Raw genomic sequence first — 21044 nt, forward strand, 5'->3', positions numbered from 1 at the left:
TTCACATTCCATGTGATACGTACCGCCGTTATTTGACCTTCTGGCATTGGTCAAGTGTCACCCCCTATACATCCTCTTTCGAGTTCGCAGGGAGCTGTGTTTTTGATAAACAGTCGCCAGGCATACTTTAGCTGCGGCCCAGCGCGCAAAGCGCGCAAATCACAAGTTTGTAAAGTAAAAAGTTTATCAAGTTTATCAAGTAAGAACGGAAAATTTTGTTTTTACTTTATAAACTTTACAACTTTATGAACTTTCAACTTGATGAACTGCGTGCTTTGCACGCCAGGCAGGCCTTATCGCTAACTTACGGCCGCTTTTTTGCCGAGTTCCTTGGAGACCTCTCACTCGTTCGCCTTACTCTACTCGAGCAGATCACCTGTGTCGGTTTGCGGTACGGTTTTCATATAACTGAAGCTTAGAGGATTTTCTCGGAAGGCTCTTCGCGAAGATTTTCCCCCGAAGGAGAATTTCTCCCGAAAACGCGCATGGTATTAAAACCAGCTCTTCGGATTTTCCTGAAAAGCTACGCTCATTTCAAGAGACGACTAATCCAATAAAGCGCCTCCGCTTGTTTCCTTCGTCCCCCCATCGCATTATATGAAAGTCACGGAATATTAACCGTGTGTCCATCGGGTCCGGCATTCGCCATCCCCTTAGGCCCGACTAACCCTTGGCTGACAATCATCGCCAAGGAAACCTTGATCTTTCGGCGTGCGGGTTTCTCACCCGCATTGTGGTTACTTGTGCCAACATTCTTGCTTCCAAACGCTCCACCATGGGTCACCCCTTTGGCTTCATCGCAGATTGGAATATTCTCCTACCGCGCCTCGCGCAAAGCACGCGAACGCCGATTGTCGCCGATAAGACGCCGATGTTCGCGGATGAAATTCATCCGCGTTAATCCGCGTTTTATCCGCATATTATCCGCGTTCTTGTGCTTTGCACAAGGCACCCTCAGTTTCGGTACTACGCTTAGCCCCGATTATCTTCGGCGCAAATTCTCTTAGCGAGTGAGCTGTTACGCTTTCTTTGAATGATGGCTGCTTCTGAGCCTACATCCTCGCTGTCTTTGAAAATTCACCACCTTGAGATGCACTTAGCGTAGATTTAGGGACCTTAACTTGAGATCCGGGCTGTTTCCCTTTTGACGAACGGAGCTTAGCCCCCGCCGTCTAACTGCCACACTCTACCGCGCAAAGCGCGGAAGTTACAAGTTCATCAAGTTTGTAAAGTCTGTAAAGTTTGACGGGGAAATTCCCCTTCCGACTTTATGAACTTTATAACTTTATAACTTTATAAACTCCGTGCTTTGCACGGTTCTTCTGGTATTCGGAGTTTGATAGGTCAAGCGAGCTTTCGCCCTGTCTTAACCTTCCAGTGCTCTACCCCCAAAAGGAACGTGTGACGCTAACCCAAAAGCTATTTCGGAGAAAACCAGCTATTACCAGATTCGATTAGCTTTTCACTCCTTACCACAGGTCATCCGATAGTATTGCACGGCTAACCGGTTCGGGCCTCCATCCGCCTTTCGGCGAACTTCACCCTGCCCATGGCAAGCTCATCTGGCTTCGGGTCTTTAGTATACGACAAACGCGCTATTCACACTCGGTTTCCCTACGGCTCCGTGCTTTAGAGGCACTTAGCCACGCCGCATACTAAAACTCGTTGGCTCATTCTTCAATAGGCACGCCGTGACCGTCGCATCACGCGAAACGCGAAATCAGTTTATAAAGTAAAAAGTTATAAAGTTCATCAAGTAAGAAAAGCGAGCCTCTAAAATCCGGCATCGGTTTTACTTTATGAACTTGCAACTTTATGAACTTGATAAACTTAAATCACATTCCATGTGATGCGGCGGCTCCGACTCCTTGTAAGCATATGGTTTCAGGTCTATTTCACTCCCCTCACCGGGGTTCTTTTCACCTTTCCCTCGCGGTACTAGTTCACTATCGGTCTAAAGAAGTATTTAGCCTTACCGGTTAGTTCCGGCAGATTCCCCCAAGCCATTCGTGTCTTGAGGTACTCAAGAACAAAAACAAAGAAGTTATTTTGCTTTCATGTACGGGGCTATTACCCTCTGGGGCAGTTCTTTCCAGAACTTTCCATTAACAAAATAATTTGTAACTTCCCTCGTATAAATACAACGTTTTTGTCTTACAACCCCTCGCGCGAAGCGCGCTGAACTCGACACGAATCTACGAATAGAAGATGCGAATGACACGAATAAAATCAAGTTTTGTTAATTTTATTCGTGTCATTCGTTCTTTACATTCGTGTCATCAGTGTCATGTACAGTGTGCTTCGCACAAGGTTTGGGCTTCTGCGCTTTCGCTCGCCGCTACTGACGCAATGGGCGCGCTCCGCACGCAAGTTACAAGTTGAAAGTTTGAAAGTTGAAAGTCAAAAGTTGAAAGTCAAAGAAGGACGGAGTCCTTTCTTCACTTTACGAACTTTATGGACTTTTTACTTTATAAACTTTTTACTCTATAAACTGCATGCGAAGCACGCTTGTTTTCTTTTCCTCCAGGTACTGAAATGTTTTACTTCCCTGGGTGCGCTCGCGCGAAGCGCGAGCAAGTCAAAAGTTCATAAAGTTATAAAGTTTATAAAGTAAAAACAAAATCTGTCGTTCTTACTTGATAAACTTGATAAACTTTTCACTTTATAACTCGTTCGCGCTTCGCGCGTCTCGTGCAAGCACGAGGGGTTTCCCCATTCGGACATCTCCGGATCAAAGGTTGCTAGGCACCTCCCCGAAGCTTATCGCAGCCAAGCTACGTCCTTCATCGCCTTCTTTAGCCAAGGCATCCACCATATGCTCTTAATTTCCTATTAGGAAACTTGTATCCGTCCGCATCACGCGAAACGCGAAATCAGTTTATAAAGTATAAAGTTATAAGGTTCATAAAGTAAGAAAAGCGATCCTGCAAAATCCGGAATCGGTCTTACTTTATAAACTTGCAACTTTATGAACTTGATGAACTTAATTCACATCCCATGTGATGCGGACGGTTCTTAATCCTGTTACATGGAATCTGAAGCTTTCCGCCACAACGCAGAAAACTCGCACCATCACCAATTAACGCTTTCACATCAACAAATTTAGTTTTGAGCGTAAAACAAAGTTTTACAGCCAAAAATCATGAATTTGGGTGAAAGGTTGACTGAAGACGGTATCACTCCACATAACTTTCAATATCGCGCCAACCAAATTGGCGCGAGTTACCTTTTCCGTTTTCGGCACGCAAGACCCCTCGCATTTGCCGCAACGGGATTAATTTGTCAAAGAGGCAAGCTCTCTCTGTCAATTACGTTATTCTGTATCCGCTTCGCCGCTCTTTTATAAGAACCGCGGAGCCGACACGGAAAGGGTTCATTTTTAATAAAAAACCGCCCTCTTGTCGTGAGCGGAATTTAAAGCACAACCAAAGGCACGGGTGCTTTATTTTTTCCGCTTTTTAAATCGGGTAGTCACCATAAAATGTAGCTCCAAGTATATACCAACCGTATTTATTGTCAATCTCTTGAATAACCCCACCTATTCTTGTGCTCTCGCGGAAAGAAGCGAGAGAATTTTCAATAAATCAATTTTCAAACAAAGAAACAAGCAAGGCGGGATGAATATTGACCACGAATTTGATGCATTGAAAATTTCGGGATTTGATTGAAAATTGAAAATTGCAAAATTGAAAATTTTCTCTGTCATTCTGATGACGGAGGATTTAAAAATCCCTCCCCCTTCGGGTACCCAAAGATAAAACCCGCGCCTACGGCGCGGGTTTTATCTTTGTGATTTTGCAAACTCCAAACCTTGCTACCACACCAAACATTAGCCCAAGTTAAGAGACAAATCCTTTTACTTCTTACTTTTCTCTGGTTGCTATTTCCACCCTTATCTTTTCTATAAGTTTAGAGGCCGCGTCCTTGCCCCCCAGTCCGAAAGCCAACCCAAACCCCAAAGCCAAGGCCACCACAAATCCCGTAAACAGCGTCTGAACAAAGGGAGTGGCGACACCGAGATGGAAAAGAGCGATAAGTACGGCAAAAATCCAAATGGCCCACCTTGAAGCCACGCCGATAAAATTCGCGGACTTAACACCTGCCGCTTGTGCTCCTCCTCTTACTACGCGGTCAACAACGTCGGAAATAACGGCGGCGACCAGAAGAATAAGAACGGCCACTATAACCTGCGGTAGATAATTAAGCACTACATTACGCAAGAATTCGTTTACTTGCGTCAATCCCAAAACGTCAAAAGAAGCGACCAAGAACACGACAATGATAAACCATTTTACCAAACCGCCGATAAATTCTCCCGAATCAAGCTTAAAACCCGCCCTTTCTATCATCAAGTCAACTTTCGCGCTTTTAAGAGCGGCGTCAACTTTAAGAGCCCTGATTATCTGTGACACGACTCTGCCCAAAAGTCCTCCCACCGCCCATCCGATAAGGAAAATGATAATGGCGATGATCAAACTCGGCACAAAATCGGCTACACCCATCCAAATATCGCGGAATGAATCTCTCAAAACATCACTCCAAGTTTCTAATGTCATAAAAGTTTGTTTATGTTGTTAGCTGATTGTTAATCTAATACGTCCGGCTTGCGCCCCGACCTATGGACGTTTTTTTTCCTCCTTCAATTATACCAACAGTTGGACATGTTAAAATAATGAGTGTGGAAAACTCGTATCCGAACGGCGAACTACGAAAATCCATAACATAATGCGAACCTACGAACTATTCGAATACTACGAACAAGGAGAACGGTTTCCTTAGTATTCGCATTATATTCTCTTCTCATTCAGCCCTATTTTATCCAAAAGCGTCTTATGCGGATAGTCCAAAATATCCCTGATTAACTTGTCATACATTCCAAGGCGGTATTTAAAGTCGTCAGTCGCAAAAACGGCGAAAGAAAGCTCTTTGCCTATCTCCGCCTCAATATCCTTGATAATGTTTTCCAAAACCTTGTCTTTAATGCGGTCTCCAACAACCAAAATATCCACTCTGCTGTCAAAATCCCGTATAAAAACTCCCGCCACTACGACAAGTTTAATCTTGCCGGCAAAGTTAAGTTTCCTGACAATCTCTTCGTTTTTTATAAGCACCGTATATATGAGGAGCTGTTGAAACTGCGAAAGATACGGAAACCCTTTTTTCAAAATCCAGCCATCTTCTCTTTTTTTCCTAAGAACTTTCTTATTTTCCTTTGTCTGTTCAACCGTCCGTGTAAACACTTTACCCGTTATGAGCCCTGACTTTTTGAGAACAAGAAGTTCGCGTCTGACGGCGCTATCTCCCAACTTGGCCCTTCGCGCGATATCCTTGCTTGAAAAAGCTGTTTTAGGGTTGAACAAAAACAATCGCATGATTTTTACACGCGCTTCGCTCCCGAACAGTTTGCTTAAAATCTCCATAATGCTAAAAACCGCGATTTGTTGAAAAATCGAGAAAATATACCACCAATCCACATATTATATCATTTTTTTAAAATTCCGCCATGCCCGCCCCGTTAGAAACGAGGGTTTAACAGGACTCGCCGAAAAAACAGAAAGCGGGTTTGCTTCGCAAACCCGCTTTCTGTTGTTTTTATACAATCCCCTCCGGTTCCGGTAACGACCCCCTTTACTTCAAAGTCACTTTTCCTCCCGCCTCTTCTATTTTTTTCTTCAGTGCCTCCGCCTCTTCTTTTTTCATTCCTTTCTTTAGTTCCGAAGGCGCGGCATCCACCAAGTCCTTCGCCTCCTTAAGACCGAGACCGAGAACTTCTTTAACCGCTTTTATAACCGCGATTTTCTGGGCTCCCGTTTCCGTGAGTTCAACGTCAAAAACACTCTTCTCTTCCTTTGCCTCGCCTCCTCCTGCGGAGGCGGGCCCTACGGCCACAGCCGCGGCTGACACGCCGAATTTCTTTTCCAATAGCTTCACCAGCTCGTTTAGTTCCAAAACCGACATGCTTTCAATCTGCTCAACCAGTTTCTTGAATTTTTCCGGAATTTCCACGTTCTCTCCCGAATCTTTGGCTTCCGCGACCGCTTCCGCCACGACCGGAGCTTTCTCACCTTCTTTTTTTTCCTCTGTTTGAGGAACTGTTGTTGTATCTGACATAATGTAATTCAATTTTCAATTTTCAATTTTGCAATTTTCATTGAATTTTTCAATATTCAATTTCCAAATTGGAAATTTCGGGATTTGATTGAAAATTGATAATTGTAAATTGAAAATTTTAATCTAAAATCTATTAATATTCTGGCGATTTATGCGGTTTTTTGTTCTGCGACTTTACTAAGAGCTACTACCAGCCCCTGTATCGGCGAATTTATGACATTGACAAACATTCCGCGAAGAATTTGAATGGAAGGAATACTGGCTATTTCGGTCATTTCCGCTTTATTCCTAAACTTCCCTTCAAATATACCGCCGAGAATTGAAATTCTTTCTTCAAACTTTTTCTGGAAAGAATATATCTCGCGCGAGGACGCCACCTCATCAGAGGAAAAAGCGACCCCGAGCTCCCCTGCAAGTTCCGGAACATCGCCTGAAACTTTGGAGTCGGAAAAAGCGCGTTTGACGAGCGTCTTTTTCGCGACATAGTATCCCACACCGACATCACGAAGCTCCTTTCGCATCTTGGTAGCTTCAGAAACATTCAGTCCGTGGAAATTGGCGAAAGTTACGGATTTCGCGTTTTTCAAAATATCTCTTAATTTGACTATGACTTCTTCTTTCTTTTGTTTTGTAATAGGCATGAGAGTTATCTCTAATCAATACATAATCAATCACTAATCAATCCCTAATTAAGAACCGAATTTTCTCTAATCAGATTTAGAGCCAGATTCGGGAGCGCATATTCGCATCCAATTCGGGATTATTCGAGTAAACACTTTCGACCTTTTTAAAGCCAAACTCCGTCCAGAAGGACGGAGCCAAATAGAAATCCGTGCAAAAAAGCACAGAAACCTCGGCAGGATCCTTGCGGATTATTAAAGCTTTCGCTTCCTGTCCCGAAGCCGACCTTTCGGTCAGCTTCGGGACCCCGACTAACGTCGGGGCTGTCTTTGGCCTTATGAAGGAAACATTACCAAAAACGCGCCCTTTTGGCAAATTTTGCAATAAGGGCTTTGCGTATTCTGCATTGCCAGCCGATGGGTGGGCGTCGCAAGGGAAGTTCCAAAAAAGTGACCGCTCCAAGGGCGCTTGCCTAGGGCTCAGTCACTTTGTTGGAACTTCCCTTGCGACGCAGAGTCAAAACAGGAGCTCTGTAATTTGAGATATTTTATTCGCCATCTGAATCACCTTCGTCATCTTCCCCTTCCTCTCCATCTTCCTCTGCTTCCTCGTCCTCATCTTCTTCGCCTTTTTTCCCATCTTCTCCTTCACTCCCTTCTTCATCACCATCTTCTGTTCCTTCTTCTTTTTCTGTTTCTTCTTCCTCCGCCATACCGGCCCATGGAATAAACAAAACATTTCCGAAAACCACATCTCCCAAACCAGCCGGATTATCCGTTTCGTGTTTCGGCCCGGACAAATCTCCCCAATCGTTGTTTTTCGCTTCAACCGGTTCATCCGTGGCGGAATAAACGGCCGTTTCATTGGCGAAAAACTCGCTCCCGCTTATTAAAACTTGACCGCCGTAAACTTCGGCCCCGATACCGTTTCCCGATATATCGCTTTGCTCTACCGAAAGTTTTCCTCCATAGATACTGATTCCAACGTTGCTGTACGATATTTCTGAATTTGAAATCTCCGTTTCGCCGTCGTAAATTTCAACCCCTATATCATTTAGAGTAATCTCGCTATCTTTTATTTCCACGACTCCCCCGTAAACTTCAATGGCCGTACCGGAAAAGTTTTCGGCTTTTATGTCTTCCAGCAAAAGGGTTCCGCCGTCCTCGTTATATACTTCAATACCGCTACCTAAACCTCCGGCAAAATAAACGCGGTATATTTCAGCATCGCTTGAATACAGAGCAAGGGCGGCATTGTCCGCAATATTTTTTATTTCACCGTCTTCAAAATGAAGAGACGAACCTTCATATGCGACAATCACATCTTCTTGCATAATGTCTGAAAAAACCGCTTCCGAAAGGACGAGGGAACCGCCGTCATAGACGAGAACCGCTTCGTTTTCAATCCTTTCGGCGAAAAATTCGGACACGGAAACTTCGGTCGGACCAGCCACCACCAGCGCATTCTCGCTGTCAGATACGGAAATATCGGTCGCGGTGAAATAACCACCGTTTAGGAATTCAATGCCCTCTCCCCACTTCAGAGCAATGTGCGACAAAACCGAATCCTCCGCTTCTTTGTAAACAAGGAATTTCCACGGCTTTACGGCATCAGGAGAAGTGTCGCCGTCGCCATTTGTGTCCCCTCCCGATTCGTCGTCAAATATGGAAGTCAAAACCACAGGACTTTCTTTTGTCCCTCCAGAAATGAATTTGCCGGAAAGATAAAGAGAAGCGCCAGGAGCGAATTTTATAACTGTTCCCTCTTCTGCCTGAAAGACAGCGCCGGACAAAACGACCTGATCCTTCGCTATGAGATAAGGCCCTTCCGAAGCGGCGACTCTCACTTCACCCGCGATATGCTCCCCTTTGTTTATAAGATACGAAACGCTATTTTTAACTCCCGGTGTTCCGTTTACACTGTTCCCTTCGGCGTCTTTTCCCCTACGTATGATTTCAAGATTGTTGCCCCAATTTTCAGAGTCGGCTCCCGACAAAAAACTGTTTCGTCTTTCCATGGAAAGTTTTCCTGCATTTTCTCCAGCTGTCCATCCGGAATCCGCGTCGGGAGTGGAATCAAACGTTACGTCATTGAAATTCAGCTCAAGCTTTCCACCTCCGTTTGAAAGAGACCACTGTGACGCCCCGTTTCCGTAAAGCATATCGGGCGCCACGTCTGAAAAGGGCCCCGTCTCGTCCGTGGCATTTGCCATGCGTCCCAATACGAAATGTGACATAGGAGCAATCTCTCCCGAAAGCTCTATTTCCAAATCGTCAGAAACAGCTCGGATAGACCAGCCGGATAAATTTATGGAAAACGGCGTATTATTGTAAAGTTCCAGCCACTCGTGCCTTGAATTATCTTCCGTCCCCATCCATGCCACTTCGTTTATGACTACGGGAGAAGTGAAAACGGAAACTTCCATCGCACTTGTAGTAGACATGTTACCCGCGCCGTCCTCGGCCGAGACCGAAACAGAGTGAGAACCGCCGTCTGACAGAGAGGCAACAGTGCTTGTCGCCTCTGTGGAAGAAACCTCCCCGTCAATATTCAAAAAATAATGAGTCACGTCGTCTCCGGTAGACGTCCAATGAATATAAACTTCCGTATCAGTCAAAAGACAGCCGTCCTCCGCAAGAGAACTCTCGCAAGCCGGAATATAAATACTGACTTCCGGTGACTGAGAGTCCACGCTGAAAGAAACAGTCGTCGGATCGGAAACATTGTCGCTCTCGTCCGTTGCAAAAAAAGATATGTCATGTTCACCGTCTTCAAAAGACAGAGTCAAAGACCAGATGCCACTTTCGGAGACAATGGATGTTTCCGAGTTGAAGCTGTTGCTTACAGTGGTGGCGCCTTCCGCGACACCGCTAAATATCAATATCCCGTCTGTAAACACTTCGGAAAAATCCGCCGGCTCCGTGACAGAGGGTGACTCCGGCGGTTTGGTCTCTGAACTTTCCTTGTCGGTAACGTCTTCAACAGTCAAACTACTCTCGCCTTTTCGGCTTCCTCCGCCGGAGCCACCCGAGAGTCCCGAAAACACCACAGCCACTTCTTTCAAATCTTGTGACTGCGGGGAAAAAGAAGAGTCGGCCAAAGCGGGCGGATTGTTTTGGCTGTCCAAAACAATCCGCCCGTTTTCACCCCCCGCCTCCGCTACAGCCGATACTTCCTCTTCGTCCCCCCTACTGTTATCCACCTCTCGCGAATTAAAAAGCCCCTCCACGTTTTCACCGCTTACTGCGCCTGAGTCGCCTATGTTTTGAGATGTATTCTGCGCCACTACAGAAGAAGACACTTTGTCAGAAGAGTCCGTGGCTACGGCGGAAGACGCCACCAGTGTTTCAGGGTCAACGTCTTCTAAAACGGAAAACAGGAGCTTCCCCGCTCCGGACACCGCCCCTAAAACAGCTCGGCCTGTTTTGTGAGCAACTTTCGCGGAAACCTCCGCAGTTTTCATTACACCACTGCCTATCGCGGTAACCGCTTTTGTTCCTGTTTCGGTTACCACCTCTCCGGTTTTATAAACGGCCTTGGTTGTAACCGAGGCCACTTTGACAGCGCCCTCCGCCGTGGGGTCAGCTAACGTAAACATTAGACCTGTCGCCTTATGAAAAAAGGACAGCTCCACAGGGTCAATGCATTTCCCTTCCCCATCTCCCCGCGTCTCAAGTTTTTCCAAAGCCGTTTTTATATCCGAAACGATTCTCCCTCCCTCATACTTTAAATACGTCTCCGAAAAGCTGTGGCCGGAAGGATCGTTTTCATTTTTTTCAATGGAAACATTCGGTGCCATTATTCCACCTATAAATTTCGCCTCTTTAACCACTTTGGCTATGACTGTGTCGTTGTCGGACGTAATCCAACGGCCACCGCCGGCCACCCAACTGGTGGGAGTGGCCACGCTATAGACACCTATAGAGCCGACCGGCACTCCACCGTCTTTGCCCGCCACAGCCGTGTAAATACTGTTAGCATAAAAATTGCCCTGTGAATGGGCAACTAAAAGAACCTTTTGAGTTTTAACTTTCTCGCTCGCGTCCCTGAGCATTTCTCTAAAATCGTAGTCGTCAGACACGCCGTTTTCGTCATCGTAAAGGCCTTGAAGAATGGACTTTGTAATGTCGCCAAACCCAGCCAAGTGGGATGGGTTGTGGAGGTAGTCAATGGTTACTGGTTCAGACTTAAAAACTTGCGGTAATTGCCGTCTTAAGTTGTCGTTGTTTCTCTTTGCTCCATCTTCGTCAGTGAAAACCCCATTTATTGTCAAAATTGTATAACCTAAAGAAAAACAACTTTGATTTTGTGCTTGAACGGAATGACCGGGCAACAAAAACAGTATTATGACCGGCAAATACAAACTAACTACTAATTCTCTATATTTTCTTGATGGGACGTAAAGCATGAATTTGTGCAGTGTTTAGACTAATTTTGGAAGTTTGATACGTCAATATCACAGACAGGTTTAGGAGAGTTAGAATAAGACCCCAAATAGCTGTAGAACTTCTCCTTTACAGTCTTTCTGTAACTATTGTTAAGATGCTTTTCATCGACAAAACTCATGTATTCATTAATCTTCTCTAAGTCACTGTAACTCCTGGATGATTCCGGACCTTCCCTGGGGACCATAACATCAGCGATGCAATCACCCGCTCTCGAGTTTTCTTCAATTACGGCATTTACCGTCCCCTCATTCACCACATCCTGTGTCATCTCCAGCTGGAGCGCAAGAGCATACTGCAAAAGTGCCGCTCTTGTTTTAGCGGAGTCAGGATATTTATCAAAAATCGCCAGCTCCACATCATCTCTTATTCCATTCCCGTTCGCGTCTATTCCCTCCACCGTATCATCGGCCTCTTCCCCAGGGTCAGGCGGAAGGTTTTCTCCCATCACATCGGCCAGGGTCAATTTAGTCGCGTGTATCTTCTCCACCTCCCTCTCCGTCCTATCCTCCAAGCCCAAATATATGGCCCTGCCTATCACCAAAACAACAAACCCTAATACCAAAATACCTGCCACCCATTTGACTATTTTAATCATAAATTTCATTGTAGCAAAACTTTCTCCCCCCGCCATTCCAAGTGTGGATAACTGATTGTATCAACTACAGAGTGTCAATGTCCACAATGAATGTGCTAAACTTCAAAAACGCCTAATACTGGCAGTATTAGGCGTTTTTGCGTTGCTGATATCACTACCAGGTATTGATACAACAGAGCCCGTACCGTATCACAGTTGATTGACGTTATCGGACAATGTAGTAAAATCTAAATACACGTTTCTTTTTACGGTTCAGCTAGAGATACGCCACGGCGCGTGTGCGTCGAAAGGCGGTAAAGGCCATGGTATTGCTCATAGAAACGTGTTCCCGCAGACCGAAAGGTTTGCGGGATTTTTTTAATTTACCCTGCAATTTCCTTAACGCTCTCTCCCCTCTTTCTTTCAATCTCATAAAATCCCACAGCCACAAAAACAACAACAGCCAGTCCCAACATGGCCATAAAACCCACTAAAAATTTAAAAAATGTTTTGTTAAAAACTCCGTTCATGGTGGATAAACTTACAAATAGAGCGTACGAATAATTTTGAATTACGAAATAAGGCAGGCACCCCCCACGAGGAAAGTCACAAAAAAGTGACTAAGACCGGGCAAGCGCCCTTGGAGCGGTCACTTTTTGGGGAGCTTTCCGAGTGGGGGGCAGATGTTTCGTAATTCAAAGATTTGACTAAATTGTAACCCGCCTATTGATTTAATGCCAACTTTTCGGGCGTAACCCCTCACACCTATCAGAAAGTGGTTTTATTCCTCCTTTTTAAAGGAGGTGTCACATTCTTATGTGACGGAGGATTTCCAAAATCCCTCCCCCCCCGCGTCCCCTCGTTACTCGCCTTTCATTTCTTGAACGGCCTCCACAAAAGCAGGGTCACTATCGAAAACCTCCGGCGCCTCTTTTCTGACTATCTCGGCCAGTCGCAAAGATTCTTCAAGATCGCCCGTCAAAAAGTTTAATTTCGCAAGTTCATAAACAGCCGTATAGTCATGAGAATCGCCTTCCACCACATCTTCCATAAAAAACTTGGCCGTCTCCCAGTCCCGCACTCCGATATAATACGGAAGCGCTTGGCCGGCCACCTTTGCGTCACTTGTATAGTATTCAAGACCCTTGCCCGACTCTTCGGCCGCCCGTTCGCTTTCCCCCATTGCCCTGTATAAATTGGCGATGACGAAATACGGCTCCGGGTCTTTAGGAACCCTGGTTATGTATTCTCTCAAAATATCTATCGCTTGCCCATACGCCTCCATTTTTTCCGCCGACGATACGTCCGCCCCTTGTCGTATGAAAATATTGGCCTTCAAAAACCACGGCTGACTTCTTTTTGGAGAAATGTTTATGGTTTTTTCTATTATTTCCTCCAAAAACTTTGTGTCTCTTTCCGCTTCCATCGGCGTGAGGTCTAAAACATGCGCGAGGTACATGGCCGTGCGACCGTCATAAGGATATTTTTCCAAGTTTTGAGATAAGATTTTCACCGCGTATTCAAAAGCCAAAACCCGCTCATCGCCGGAGAGCATTGTTACTTGTCTGTCCGTGTACATGGAATATGCCTGATAGCCGTATTCCAAATCAGCGTATGTGTTGAGCGATAGACCCTTTTCAAAATATTCCACGGCTTTCCCTACATCAGAAACGTGTTTATTGTATCCCGAAGCCAAAGCAATATTGGCCCGAAGAGGTGTTACAAAAATCGGCAAAACCAAAGACAAAACCAAAAGTCCCGCGATAGAAGCCAAAACGGCACGTGGACGAAAAACAGACCCTTTTTTGATTTCCTTCTCCTCTGAAAATATAAAGACCGAACCGGTAAAAACAAACAAGAGCCATAGCGTCATGGCCGTGTCAAAGACAAAGAAATTGTGTATGGAATAGAACATGGCCATTGCCAAGAAAAATATTCCGTTAACATCTCCTTTTTTCCACATTTTCCAGCCGAGAAACCCGAGAAGCAGAATAACTCCGCAATAGAAAAACAAACCGAAAATTCCGTACTGCAGTAGATAGTCAAAAAAAGAATTATGAGACCGGTCAAACCACTGTTCTTTTATTTGAGTGGGGTCGTAGACCTCGTTAAACAAAGGCGCTATATGCTCCGCTCCGTAGCCCAGTATCGGCTTTTCCGCCACTTTTGGCAAAAAACTTTTCCAAATAAACAGACGGCTTGAAATCGTACTTTCACTTACGGACACAAGAGCCAAACGGCTTATCGGCTCAAAAGGAATTTTAGCTATCTCCGAGCGGAAAGTGAAAAACGTCCCCCCTAATATGGCAACGGCTACGACAAAAATACGCGCCCAGAAACGGAGTTTGGGATGAGTCGCCCTGAAACTCGCGTAAATCAAAGCTACCGCGCCTATGATGATAAAAGCCAGCATCGCGCCACGGGTGGCGGTCAGAAATATCACAATGGCCTGCAGGAGTGCGCCGCCGTAGGCGGCGCTCTGCCACTTCCCTTTTAGTTCCGTCGCCGTCGCCAAAGTGGCAAAAAACGTCATTCCCAGATACCCCGCCAGAAACGCGGCGTTGCCAAATGTTCCACCGATACGCCCGCGCGGCTCGTCAACAATCGGGAAATTTATTCCCAAAGAGACCTCCAGCCATTGAACCAAAGCAAAGACCGCGGTAAGAGTCCCCACCCACGCCACCGTCTTATACAAAACGGAAAGAAACTTTTTATCCGCGTAAAGCACCACAAGGTAAAAAAAACCGACCGCGGAAAGCAGTGTCAAAAGTCCGTCCCCTCTTTCAAATGTGGACCAGAAACTGTGGTAGAAATCCACGCCCAAAGCCGAAGTCAGAAAAGCCACCGCGACAAGTCCCGCCGGAATCCAAACAACTTTGTTTTTCAACCTCCCCCAATAAAATTCTCTGCCGGAAAAAACAAGATAGACGAAACAAGCAAAAGCTAAAACAAAGAGCCCCCTAAAAAGAAGCGTTTTGAGCGTTACGTGCGGAAAAAGCAATCCGTCAACAAAGACAAGCGGTAAAACGACGGGAGCAATAAGCAACCAGTGAAAAAAATTATACATAATCCAAATCTACAAAACAGAACTTATGATTTTTAAAATGCCGCAGGTTCAGGTCTTTAAACACTTCCTTTTATCCGATTAATACTCCCCCGCTTGCCCCGCCTCCTCTTTTACCGCTTTTATTTCTTCCTCGTTTTCAGGGAAATATCTTTCCAGAAAATTTATCTTTGCGTTGTAATAAACCGGTATGGGCTGGGCTTCAATAGCGCGGTCATACGCTTCACGGGCGCTGTCTAACGCCCCGAGCTGAACCATCAAAGCTCCCATATTATTCCAAGCCAATCCTGAATTTTGAGAATCAATGACAAGCGCTCTGCCCAAGTTTTCATAGGCCTTTTCTCCGTCGCCCAGCGAATCGTACTGGCTTGCCAAGCTTATATAAAGTTCGTAGTCCGTGTACTCCCCATTTCCAAAAAGTCCTCTCAATCGCGTGATATTGGCATTGGCTCGCTCTTCAAGTTCTCCCCCGTCCTTGTATGCCCCTTCAAAGTTCCATGACGAAATAGTGTCAGACGATTTGACGGGATACGGGTGGACAAAAGGCGTTTCCGTTTCAACGTCAGGTTTATTAAATATCCGAAAACCGATTAGAGCTATAACTACGGCTATAAAAACCCAAATGATAGCATTTTTAGTTTGCATAATTTGATTATATCACAACCGACTTTGGATAAAAACAACCCAGTTCTAACTCTAAGTGCAACGCCAATGTGACTGCTCTCACCTCTTATTCATAAATCCTAAATCATAAATCGTATCTCTCGTACCTATCCTTCTTAACTAAACTTAATTAAACTTACAACAAAAAACCACACCGTTATGGTGTGGTTTTTTGTTTGTTAGACGGAAAGCCCATGGGGCTCTCGTCTATACGTGTCGGGCCGAAATCCCGACTGGAGGAGAACCGTGAATATTCTTCACGATACCCTTACCAAACCGACTTAGAATCCTGCGGAACGATTACCGATGGTCACCGATGGTTACCGGCAATGTGTTCACAAGATAGTCGTCAGCCCAGTCATCTGTCGTTACGGCGTGTACGGTAGTTACCGTAGACGAGCGATCAGACCAGACAAACGAGTGACCTGTGTCGGCTATAGAGCCGGCAATATCAGCGAAGGAATCGGTTACAACGGCTGTAGAGGGTTTCTCTACGCTGATTCGCAAGTGGTCGCCAGTACCAACTCCGGTTACAGAACCGCGAAGTTCGTAAGTAGCGGACTCGCCTTTACCGATTTCCTCTTCAGTAGTGCCAGTTCTTGTGCCTACTATGAAGACAATATCACCTGTCGTGGCATCAGCCGCGAATGACTCCATCGTACCGGTACCGTCTGTGGCAGTCGTGGTCGCGAAGACACCTGTAACCTGTGTATTTCCTCTCCACAGCGCCAAGGTCGTGGTAGCTCCTATTTGAACTCCACTGCCTTTGCTGACCTTAAACATAATTTGTTTCCAAGTTATGTCAGCTGCATTATCCGCTTTTATGGTAACGCGTCCGAGTACCGTTTCGCCAGAGCTCAAAGTTGTCGGTTCATCGCCAGCCGCCGAAATTGTCGGAACGGAATCGCGTACATATACCGTACCTCTACCAGACGTACCGGCAGAGTTAAGGTCGGCATCGGCGGCTTCATCGTCAACCGTACCAGCCGCGTCAATCGCCTTGAATCCTTCGTCAAAGTCAATAAGAGCCGAGATTGCTCTACCGGATATATTAGCGCCGGCGTCAGCAAGGGTCGGAATTTTGACATAAACGTCAAGATTCTTTTCTGTGTTTTTCGGAATTTCAAAGTCCAGACCAGCGAATGTTGATGTGGAATGGGTCTCTGCTGCGCCAGTTGAGACGTCATCAATTCCTCGTGAGGCCTGTCCTCCGTCCCACTTTAGAGTTATGGTTTCTACTGAAGTGGCGGCATTGGCAGGAATCTTGATTTTCAACTCTTGAACAGTGAACTGGGAATCCTGCGCTGTAAATCGGAATGAACCGACTTTAACATCACTTGTTCCCGCAAGAGCGATGTAGTCAGCCGGCGTAGCTCCAGTGTTTGCTGCTACAGTCAAAGTACCTGAACCGAGAGTAATTGTCTGAAGAACGAGGTCTGACCCGACAGTGGCTGATTGAGCCGTCATGGCTCCGTTACCACCGGAAGTCGTATCAACCTGCGCTGTCCAAGATCCCGCGTTGGAACCCGCCTTAAAGTCAGCGTAGACGTCAATTGTCTTGCTTCCGGAAGCGGGAATTGTGAAGTTGACCGAGAAGCCGTTAGAAGTGGAAGGGCTGGCTTTGGTCGTTCCGAGTTGAGCGCCTGAAGAGCTGTCTTTTAGCATCAAGTTCGTTACAGAAGCTGATTCATCAGAAGAAAGTTCAATAGTAATGGTATTAACATTGACTCCTTCCGTAGAACCGGCTGCAAGCGTGAATGAACCCACTTTCACATTGTTGCTACCCGCAACGTATGTCTGGTTACCAAATCCTGAAGATTTGGAAGCGGTCAAACTGGTGGCGGACATAGTTCTTGAGAATCCTTCTACTTCCGCTACCGCGCTTACCGTGTCGCCGGAATTCATGGCTTCGGTATCAGCGGCCGCAATAGAGAATCCTACGTCAATTGTAGCAGCAGCAGCGAAGTTGGTAGCGTCGGCCTCTTTGGCATCGCCGTAGATTTCAACTACCATAGTTTCTCCGGCTCTGGCAATAAACGATGAACCGAATGTAAACTCAGTTCCCGTTTCACTACTAGCCGAACCTACATCCTTTGTAGAGCCAACCTGAACGCCGTTTACGAACACTTTGACGTTGTCCATGCCGTCTCCAGCAGTGGTATCAACATCAACAGTGACGGCCTCTATTTTGACATCTTCGCCCGTGGCTCGGACATCAAACTTGGACCACAAAACGTTGGTCGCTCCGACTGTTACGTTGCCTGACGGAGAATCCGTGGAACGGCTGACAGAAAGAGATCCGGCGGCAATAGTGTTAGCACTGCCGGCGGCGATAGCAAACGAACTGCTTGAGAGAACCGGCTGGCCGAGCTGAATGTCTCTGGCGCGTACGTCCGCGGCGCGACGAATCTGGATGTTGTAAGTTTCACTTGAACCTTTTACGACATCGGCCGTAACTTTAATTATACGAGTTCCCGTTTCAAGACGAACAGGGCTTGCGGTGAGGTCAAAGGTGGCGCGCTTGTCAGTAAACTGGCCTACAGCGCTTCCAACCTGTACTCCGTCAATAAAGAGGCGGATGTTTCTAAGGTCTCCGTCCGATGAAGTACCGCGGTTTTCAAACGCGATTGACTCCAAATTCATTGCGTGAGTTCCAACAACCGCTTGAGTTTCAAAGACACGGACATCGTTTGCGGGATTTTCCGTTCCGCCATCAGGGCCCGTGTAAGTGAATGTCAAAGTACCGAGCGTGGCGGAAGAAATGGTCTGAATACCGCCGGTTATCGGGAATGTAGCGCTGGAGTCAAGAGTTCCGCTCGCGCTTACTGAATCCAACTGTACTCCAACCTGCTCTCCGCCTGTTGAGGCGGTGATGTCGGAACGTACGCTGATGGTTACCGTTCCGCCAGCCGGTACTGTAAAGACACCGTTGGGGTTGTTGTAGCTGAATGCCGTATTGCTTATGCCTGCGGCATCAGTAATACGAGTAGCTCCTTGGAATAGATAGACATTGGAAAGTGTAGAGTCAGCGGATGTCCCTATTCTCTTGAAGGCAAGGTTCGTAACATTGATAGCAACAGAGGTCGGGTTGGCAAAAGTGAATTTGGCCAACTCGCCAACCGCTTGTCCTTGCACAAGTGCTACTCCGAACGGAGAGTCAGGAGCAAGCATTACCTTAAGTCCTGTTCCCGTCGGAGGAGGAGGTGTCGTTCCACCACCATTTGAAGGAGGAGGAGTTGTACCACCACCAAGAGAATTCAAGAAGTCCCTCGTTGCGGGACCTACGTATCCTGTTCCCGAAGAAAGTCCGACAGGGGCGAGGACTGAAGCGGCATACTTGTTCTGGAACTTGATTACCGCCGTTTTTGTAAGAGCGCCGAAGTAAGTCGTTTCGCTTCCGGGAGAACCGACTCCTGAAGAAGCGATTCTCGTATCCGCGCTTTGATTCAGAATCATCTGAAGCTGTCTTACATCTTCACCTGAAGACCCTTGCATAAGGTTTCTATTAAATGTGTATCCTGTCGTTGGTGTGCCTGAAGGCGGCGCTGTCGGAGTTCCCCCCGTCAAAGACGCGTGCACATTATTTATCGTTGTCTGATCGACTCCGAACGACTGAAGAAGGGCGATGATTGTATTCACCTGATCAGTAGTCAGAGCCGCGCTTGCCGTCTGTACTCCCACCAATGAAAAGGCAAGAGCCAAACCGACAAACCCAGCGACAAATTTCTTTGTCTGTGATTTGTATAAATAACTCATAATTTTCTTAATAATTTGCAATCTATACTCCGGGTTACTTTATAAAACATTCGGAGATTTGAAATTGCATTTTGTGACAAACCTGATCTTGTAATACCAAGTTCGTCTCTTTTGGCTTTTACGCCGGTCTTTACAGACCTGCTGTGTTGTAGCAATATCCCGAATCAGACCCGAATTTAATTCGCGAATATTCGCGAAAAGAATTTAGAAAAAGATTTAGAGACATTACTGCGACACAGCAGATCTGTTTCGACAAAAACCCGCTTAAGCCGCTTTTAAACTAAACTGCTAATACTAAACTAAACCCACTTCAACACGCACCGAGACCAAGGATGTTTTTATTACAAACTTGGTTCCGACGCAGTCAACATTAAGACGTGAAGCATATTCTTTCATTACAACCAAATAGGGACATTCTTCCTTGCTGTAAGTTTACGCCATATTCATATTGTCAACGAACCATCACAACGCTGTCAGACCATGTAAACAAAAAACTCTCTCGTGTCAGTATTCCAAACATGACAGAGCTGTAAATACAGCTCCCGCATGTTTCAATGAATTATATACCCAGAAATATGGCCTGCCAACAAAATATAATGTGGATAACTTTCCAAAGCACCTCCCGTTTCCTCTTATTTGGTCCCAAAGGAGGGAAAAAGAGGCCAAAACGTTAGGGTTTCTGAAAAATAACCCATTAAAGCAGTATCGCATATAGGAGGCAAAGAGTCAATTTCAGGCCACTAAATGGGAGGGGGGAGCAAAGAATGAGATAGGAGATAGGATTTAGGAGATAGGAATTAGGAATCACGAAATACGGCAGGCACCCCCAAGAGGAAGTTGCAAAAAAGTGACCGCTCCAAGGGCGCTTGCCCGGTCTTAGTCACTTTTTTGCGACTTTCCTCTTGGGGGTAAAAAGCGGGTATTTCGTAATTCACAGTAGTAATGAAGAATTTAAGGAGGAGAGAATTTGCAATTTTCTTGCCATTTTACGCGGTTACGATAGAGAATATCTGCTCCAACGACGCTCCCCTTCCTTCTTAAGGACACCCTCGCTCACCAAAGAAAGAAGCTCTCTTTGTATTGTCTTTTCACTGCAACCGGCAATTACTGACGAAAAGTCCTTTACGGTCAAGTTGCTCTTTGTTCCCAGTATTTCCAAGATAATATCTCTCCTTCCCCGCTTGCGTTCAACTATTTTCGGCTTTATCGCCATTTGTCCTTTATAAATTTCTTCCGGGCCCGACTGCGTGTTCACCTGTTTTTTTCTTGACACAAAATCGTTTTGCTGGATATCAAAGTTTTTATCTTTCTCATCTATTTTTCCACCTTCTTCCACATGTCCTTTATGCCCGTCAATTTCAAAAAAGTCCTTTGCCAAAAATATTCCGCCACGTTCTCCGTCCTCTTCTCCGACACTCAAACCCTTCACGATTCTTTCTATCTCTTGGCTTATTACTTTATAGTTCATCTCCGAAACGGAACCAGCCAAATATGAAACTTCAAGCAGGGCAGTTATCTCAACAAAGTCCAACAACAAATTTTTGACAGGATCCCCGAACGAGATTTTTGGATTGCCTGTTAAGGACAGTGCTTTGGAAATCAGACGCGCCCCGAGATTTCTAATAGTGGTCTTTAGAGGTTCAGTATCGGACATCAGGTTGGTCACAAGAAACAAAGCGGCCGCAATTTTTTCTGTCTTTTTAAATATGAAAAATAAGTCGCTGTCTTTATGAAACAGCTTAAAAACAAGAGGGTTTAGGCCCTTATTTACCACACTCACTTGAATAAATTTGTCCTTTTTGTCCAT

11 protein-coding genes and 1 rRNA gene are annotated in these 21044 nt (G+C 45.8%); all 12 read right to left on the reverse strand.

Annotated elements, in window-relative coordinates; translation table 11 throughout:
- Positions 1-2835 (reverse strand): 23S ribosomal RNA (locus Q8P86_03085); the annotation flags it as partial.
- Positions 2836-3863: 1028 nt separating this feature from the next.
- Positions 3864-4556, reverse strand: a complete 693-nt coding sequence (locus tag Q8P86_03090; protein MDP3996650.1) for a hypothetical protein — start codon at positions 4554-4556, stop codon at positions 3864-3866.
- A 231-nt stretch (positions 4557-4787) separates the two neighbouring features.
- A complete protein-coding gene (locus tag Q8P86_03095) occupies positions 4788-5372 on the reverse strand; it encodes a hypothetical protein (GenBank protein MDP3996651.1) in 585 nt (194 codons plus the stop codon).
- Positions 5373-5628: 256 nt separating this feature from the next.
- On the reverse strand, positions 5629-6111 hold the full coding sequence (gene rplL, locus Q8P86_03100) for a 50S ribosomal protein L7/L12 (GenBank protein MDP3996652.1): 483 nt from the start codon (positions 6109-6111) through the stop codon (positions 5629-5631).
- 149 nt (positions 6112-6260) lie between these two features.
- Positions 6261-6752 (reverse strand): 50S ribosomal protein L10, encoded by a 492-nt coding sequence (rplJ, locus tag Q8P86_03105; GenBank protein MDP3996653.1) that lies wholly within the window; start codon positions 6750-6752, stop codon positions 6261-6263.
- A 527-nt stretch (positions 6753-7279) separates the two neighbouring features.
- Complete coding sequence (locus tag Q8P86_03110) at positions 7280-11140, reverse strand: lamin tail domain-containing protein (GenBank protein ID MDP3996654.1); 3861 nt, start codon at positions 11138-11140, stop codon at positions 7280-7282.
- A 20-nt stretch (positions 11141-11160) separates the two neighbouring features.
- The gene (locus tag Q8P86_03115) at positions 11161-11775 is read right to left on the reverse strand and encodes a hypothetical protein (protein ID MDP3996655.1); all 615 of its coding nucleotides are present in this window, start codon (positions 11773-11775) and stop codon (positions 11161-11163) included.
- 362 nt (positions 11776-12137) lie between these two features.
- Positions 12138-12284 carry a hypothetical protein gene (locus Q8P86_03120; protein ID MDP3996656.1) on the reverse strand — a complete coding sequence of 49 codons (147 nt, stop codon included), beginning with the start codon at positions 12282-12284 and terminating at the stop codon, positions 12138-12140.
- Between the two features lie 332 nt (positions 12285-12616).
- A complete protein-coding gene (locus tag Q8P86_03125; GenBank protein MDP3996657.1) occupies positions 12617-14821 on the reverse strand; it encodes an O-antigen ligase family protein in 2205 nt (734 codons plus the stop codon).
- A gap of 78 nt (positions 14822-14899) precedes the next feature.
- Positions 14900-15463 carry a hypothetical protein gene (locus Q8P86_03130; protein ID MDP3996658.1) on the reverse strand — a complete coding sequence of 188 codons (564 nt, stop codon included), beginning with the start codon at positions 15461-15463 and terminating at the stop codon, positions 14900-14902.
- A gap of 318 nt (positions 15464-15781) precedes the next feature.
- On the reverse strand, positions 15782-19237 hold the full coding sequence (locus tag Q8P86_03135) for a peptidoglycan-binding domain-containing protein (protein MDP3996659.1): 3456 nt from the start codon (positions 19235-19237) through the stop codon (positions 15782-15784).
- Positions 19238-20231: 994 nt separating this feature from the next.
- Positions 20232-21044 (reverse strand): hypothetical protein, encoded by an 813-nt coding sequence (locus Q8P86_03140; protein ID MDP3996660.1) that lies wholly within the window; start codon positions 21042-21044, stop codon positions 20232-20234.

This window comes from bacterium (assembly GCA_030699905.1).
GTDB lineage: Bacteria > Patescibacteriota > Minisyncoccia > Phycocordibacterales.

What these genes read in the sequence shown, in the direction of transcription:
- Q8P86_03090 (MDP3996650.1), bottom strand. Translation starts at nt 4,556, where the DNA reads ATGACATTAGAAACTTGGAGTGATGTTTTGAGAGATTCATTCCGCGAT.
- Q8P86_03095 (MDP3996651.1), bottom strand. Translation starts at nt 5,372, where the DNA reads ATGCGATTGTTTTTGTTCAACCCTAAAACAGCTTTTTCAAGCAAGGAT.
- rplL (MDP3996652.1), bottom strand. Translation starts at nt 6,111, where the DNA reads ATGTCAGATACAACAACAGTTCCTCAAACAGAGGAAAAAAAAGAAGGT.
- rplJ (MDP3996653.1), bottom strand. Translation starts at nt 6,752, where the DNA reads ATGCCTATTACAAAACAAAAGAAAGAAGAAGTCATAGTCAAATTAAGA.
- Q8P86_03110 (MDP3996654.1), bottom strand. Translation starts at nt 11,140, where the DNA reads ATGCTTTACGTCCCATCAAGAAAATATAGAGAATTAGTAGTTAGTTTG.
- Q8P86_03115 (MDP3996655.1), bottom strand. Translation starts at nt 11,775, where the DNA reads ATGATTAAAATAGTCAAATGGGTGGCAGGTATTTTGGTATTAGGGTTT.
- Q8P86_03120 (MDP3996656.1), bottom strand. Translation starts at nt 12,284, where the DNA reads ATGAACGGAGTTTTTAACAAAACATTTTTTAAATTTTTAGTGGGTTTT.
- Q8P86_03125 (MDP3996657.1), bottom strand. Translation starts at nt 14,821, where the DNA reads ATGTATAATTTTTTTCACTGGTTGCTTATTGCTCCCGTCGTTTTACCG.
- Q8P86_03130 (MDP3996658.1), bottom strand. Translation starts at nt 15,463, where the DNA reads ATGCAAACTAAAAATGCTATCATTTGGGTTTTTATAGCCGTAGTTATA.
- Q8P86_03135 (MDP3996659.1), bottom strand. Translation starts at nt 19,237, where the DNA reads ATGAGTTATTTATACAAATCACAGACAAAGAAATTTGTCGCTGGGTTT.
- Q8P86_03140 (MDP3996660.1), bottom strand. Translation starts at nt 21,044, where the DNA reads ATGGACAAAAAGGACAAATTTATTCAAGTGAGTGTGGTAAATAAGGGC.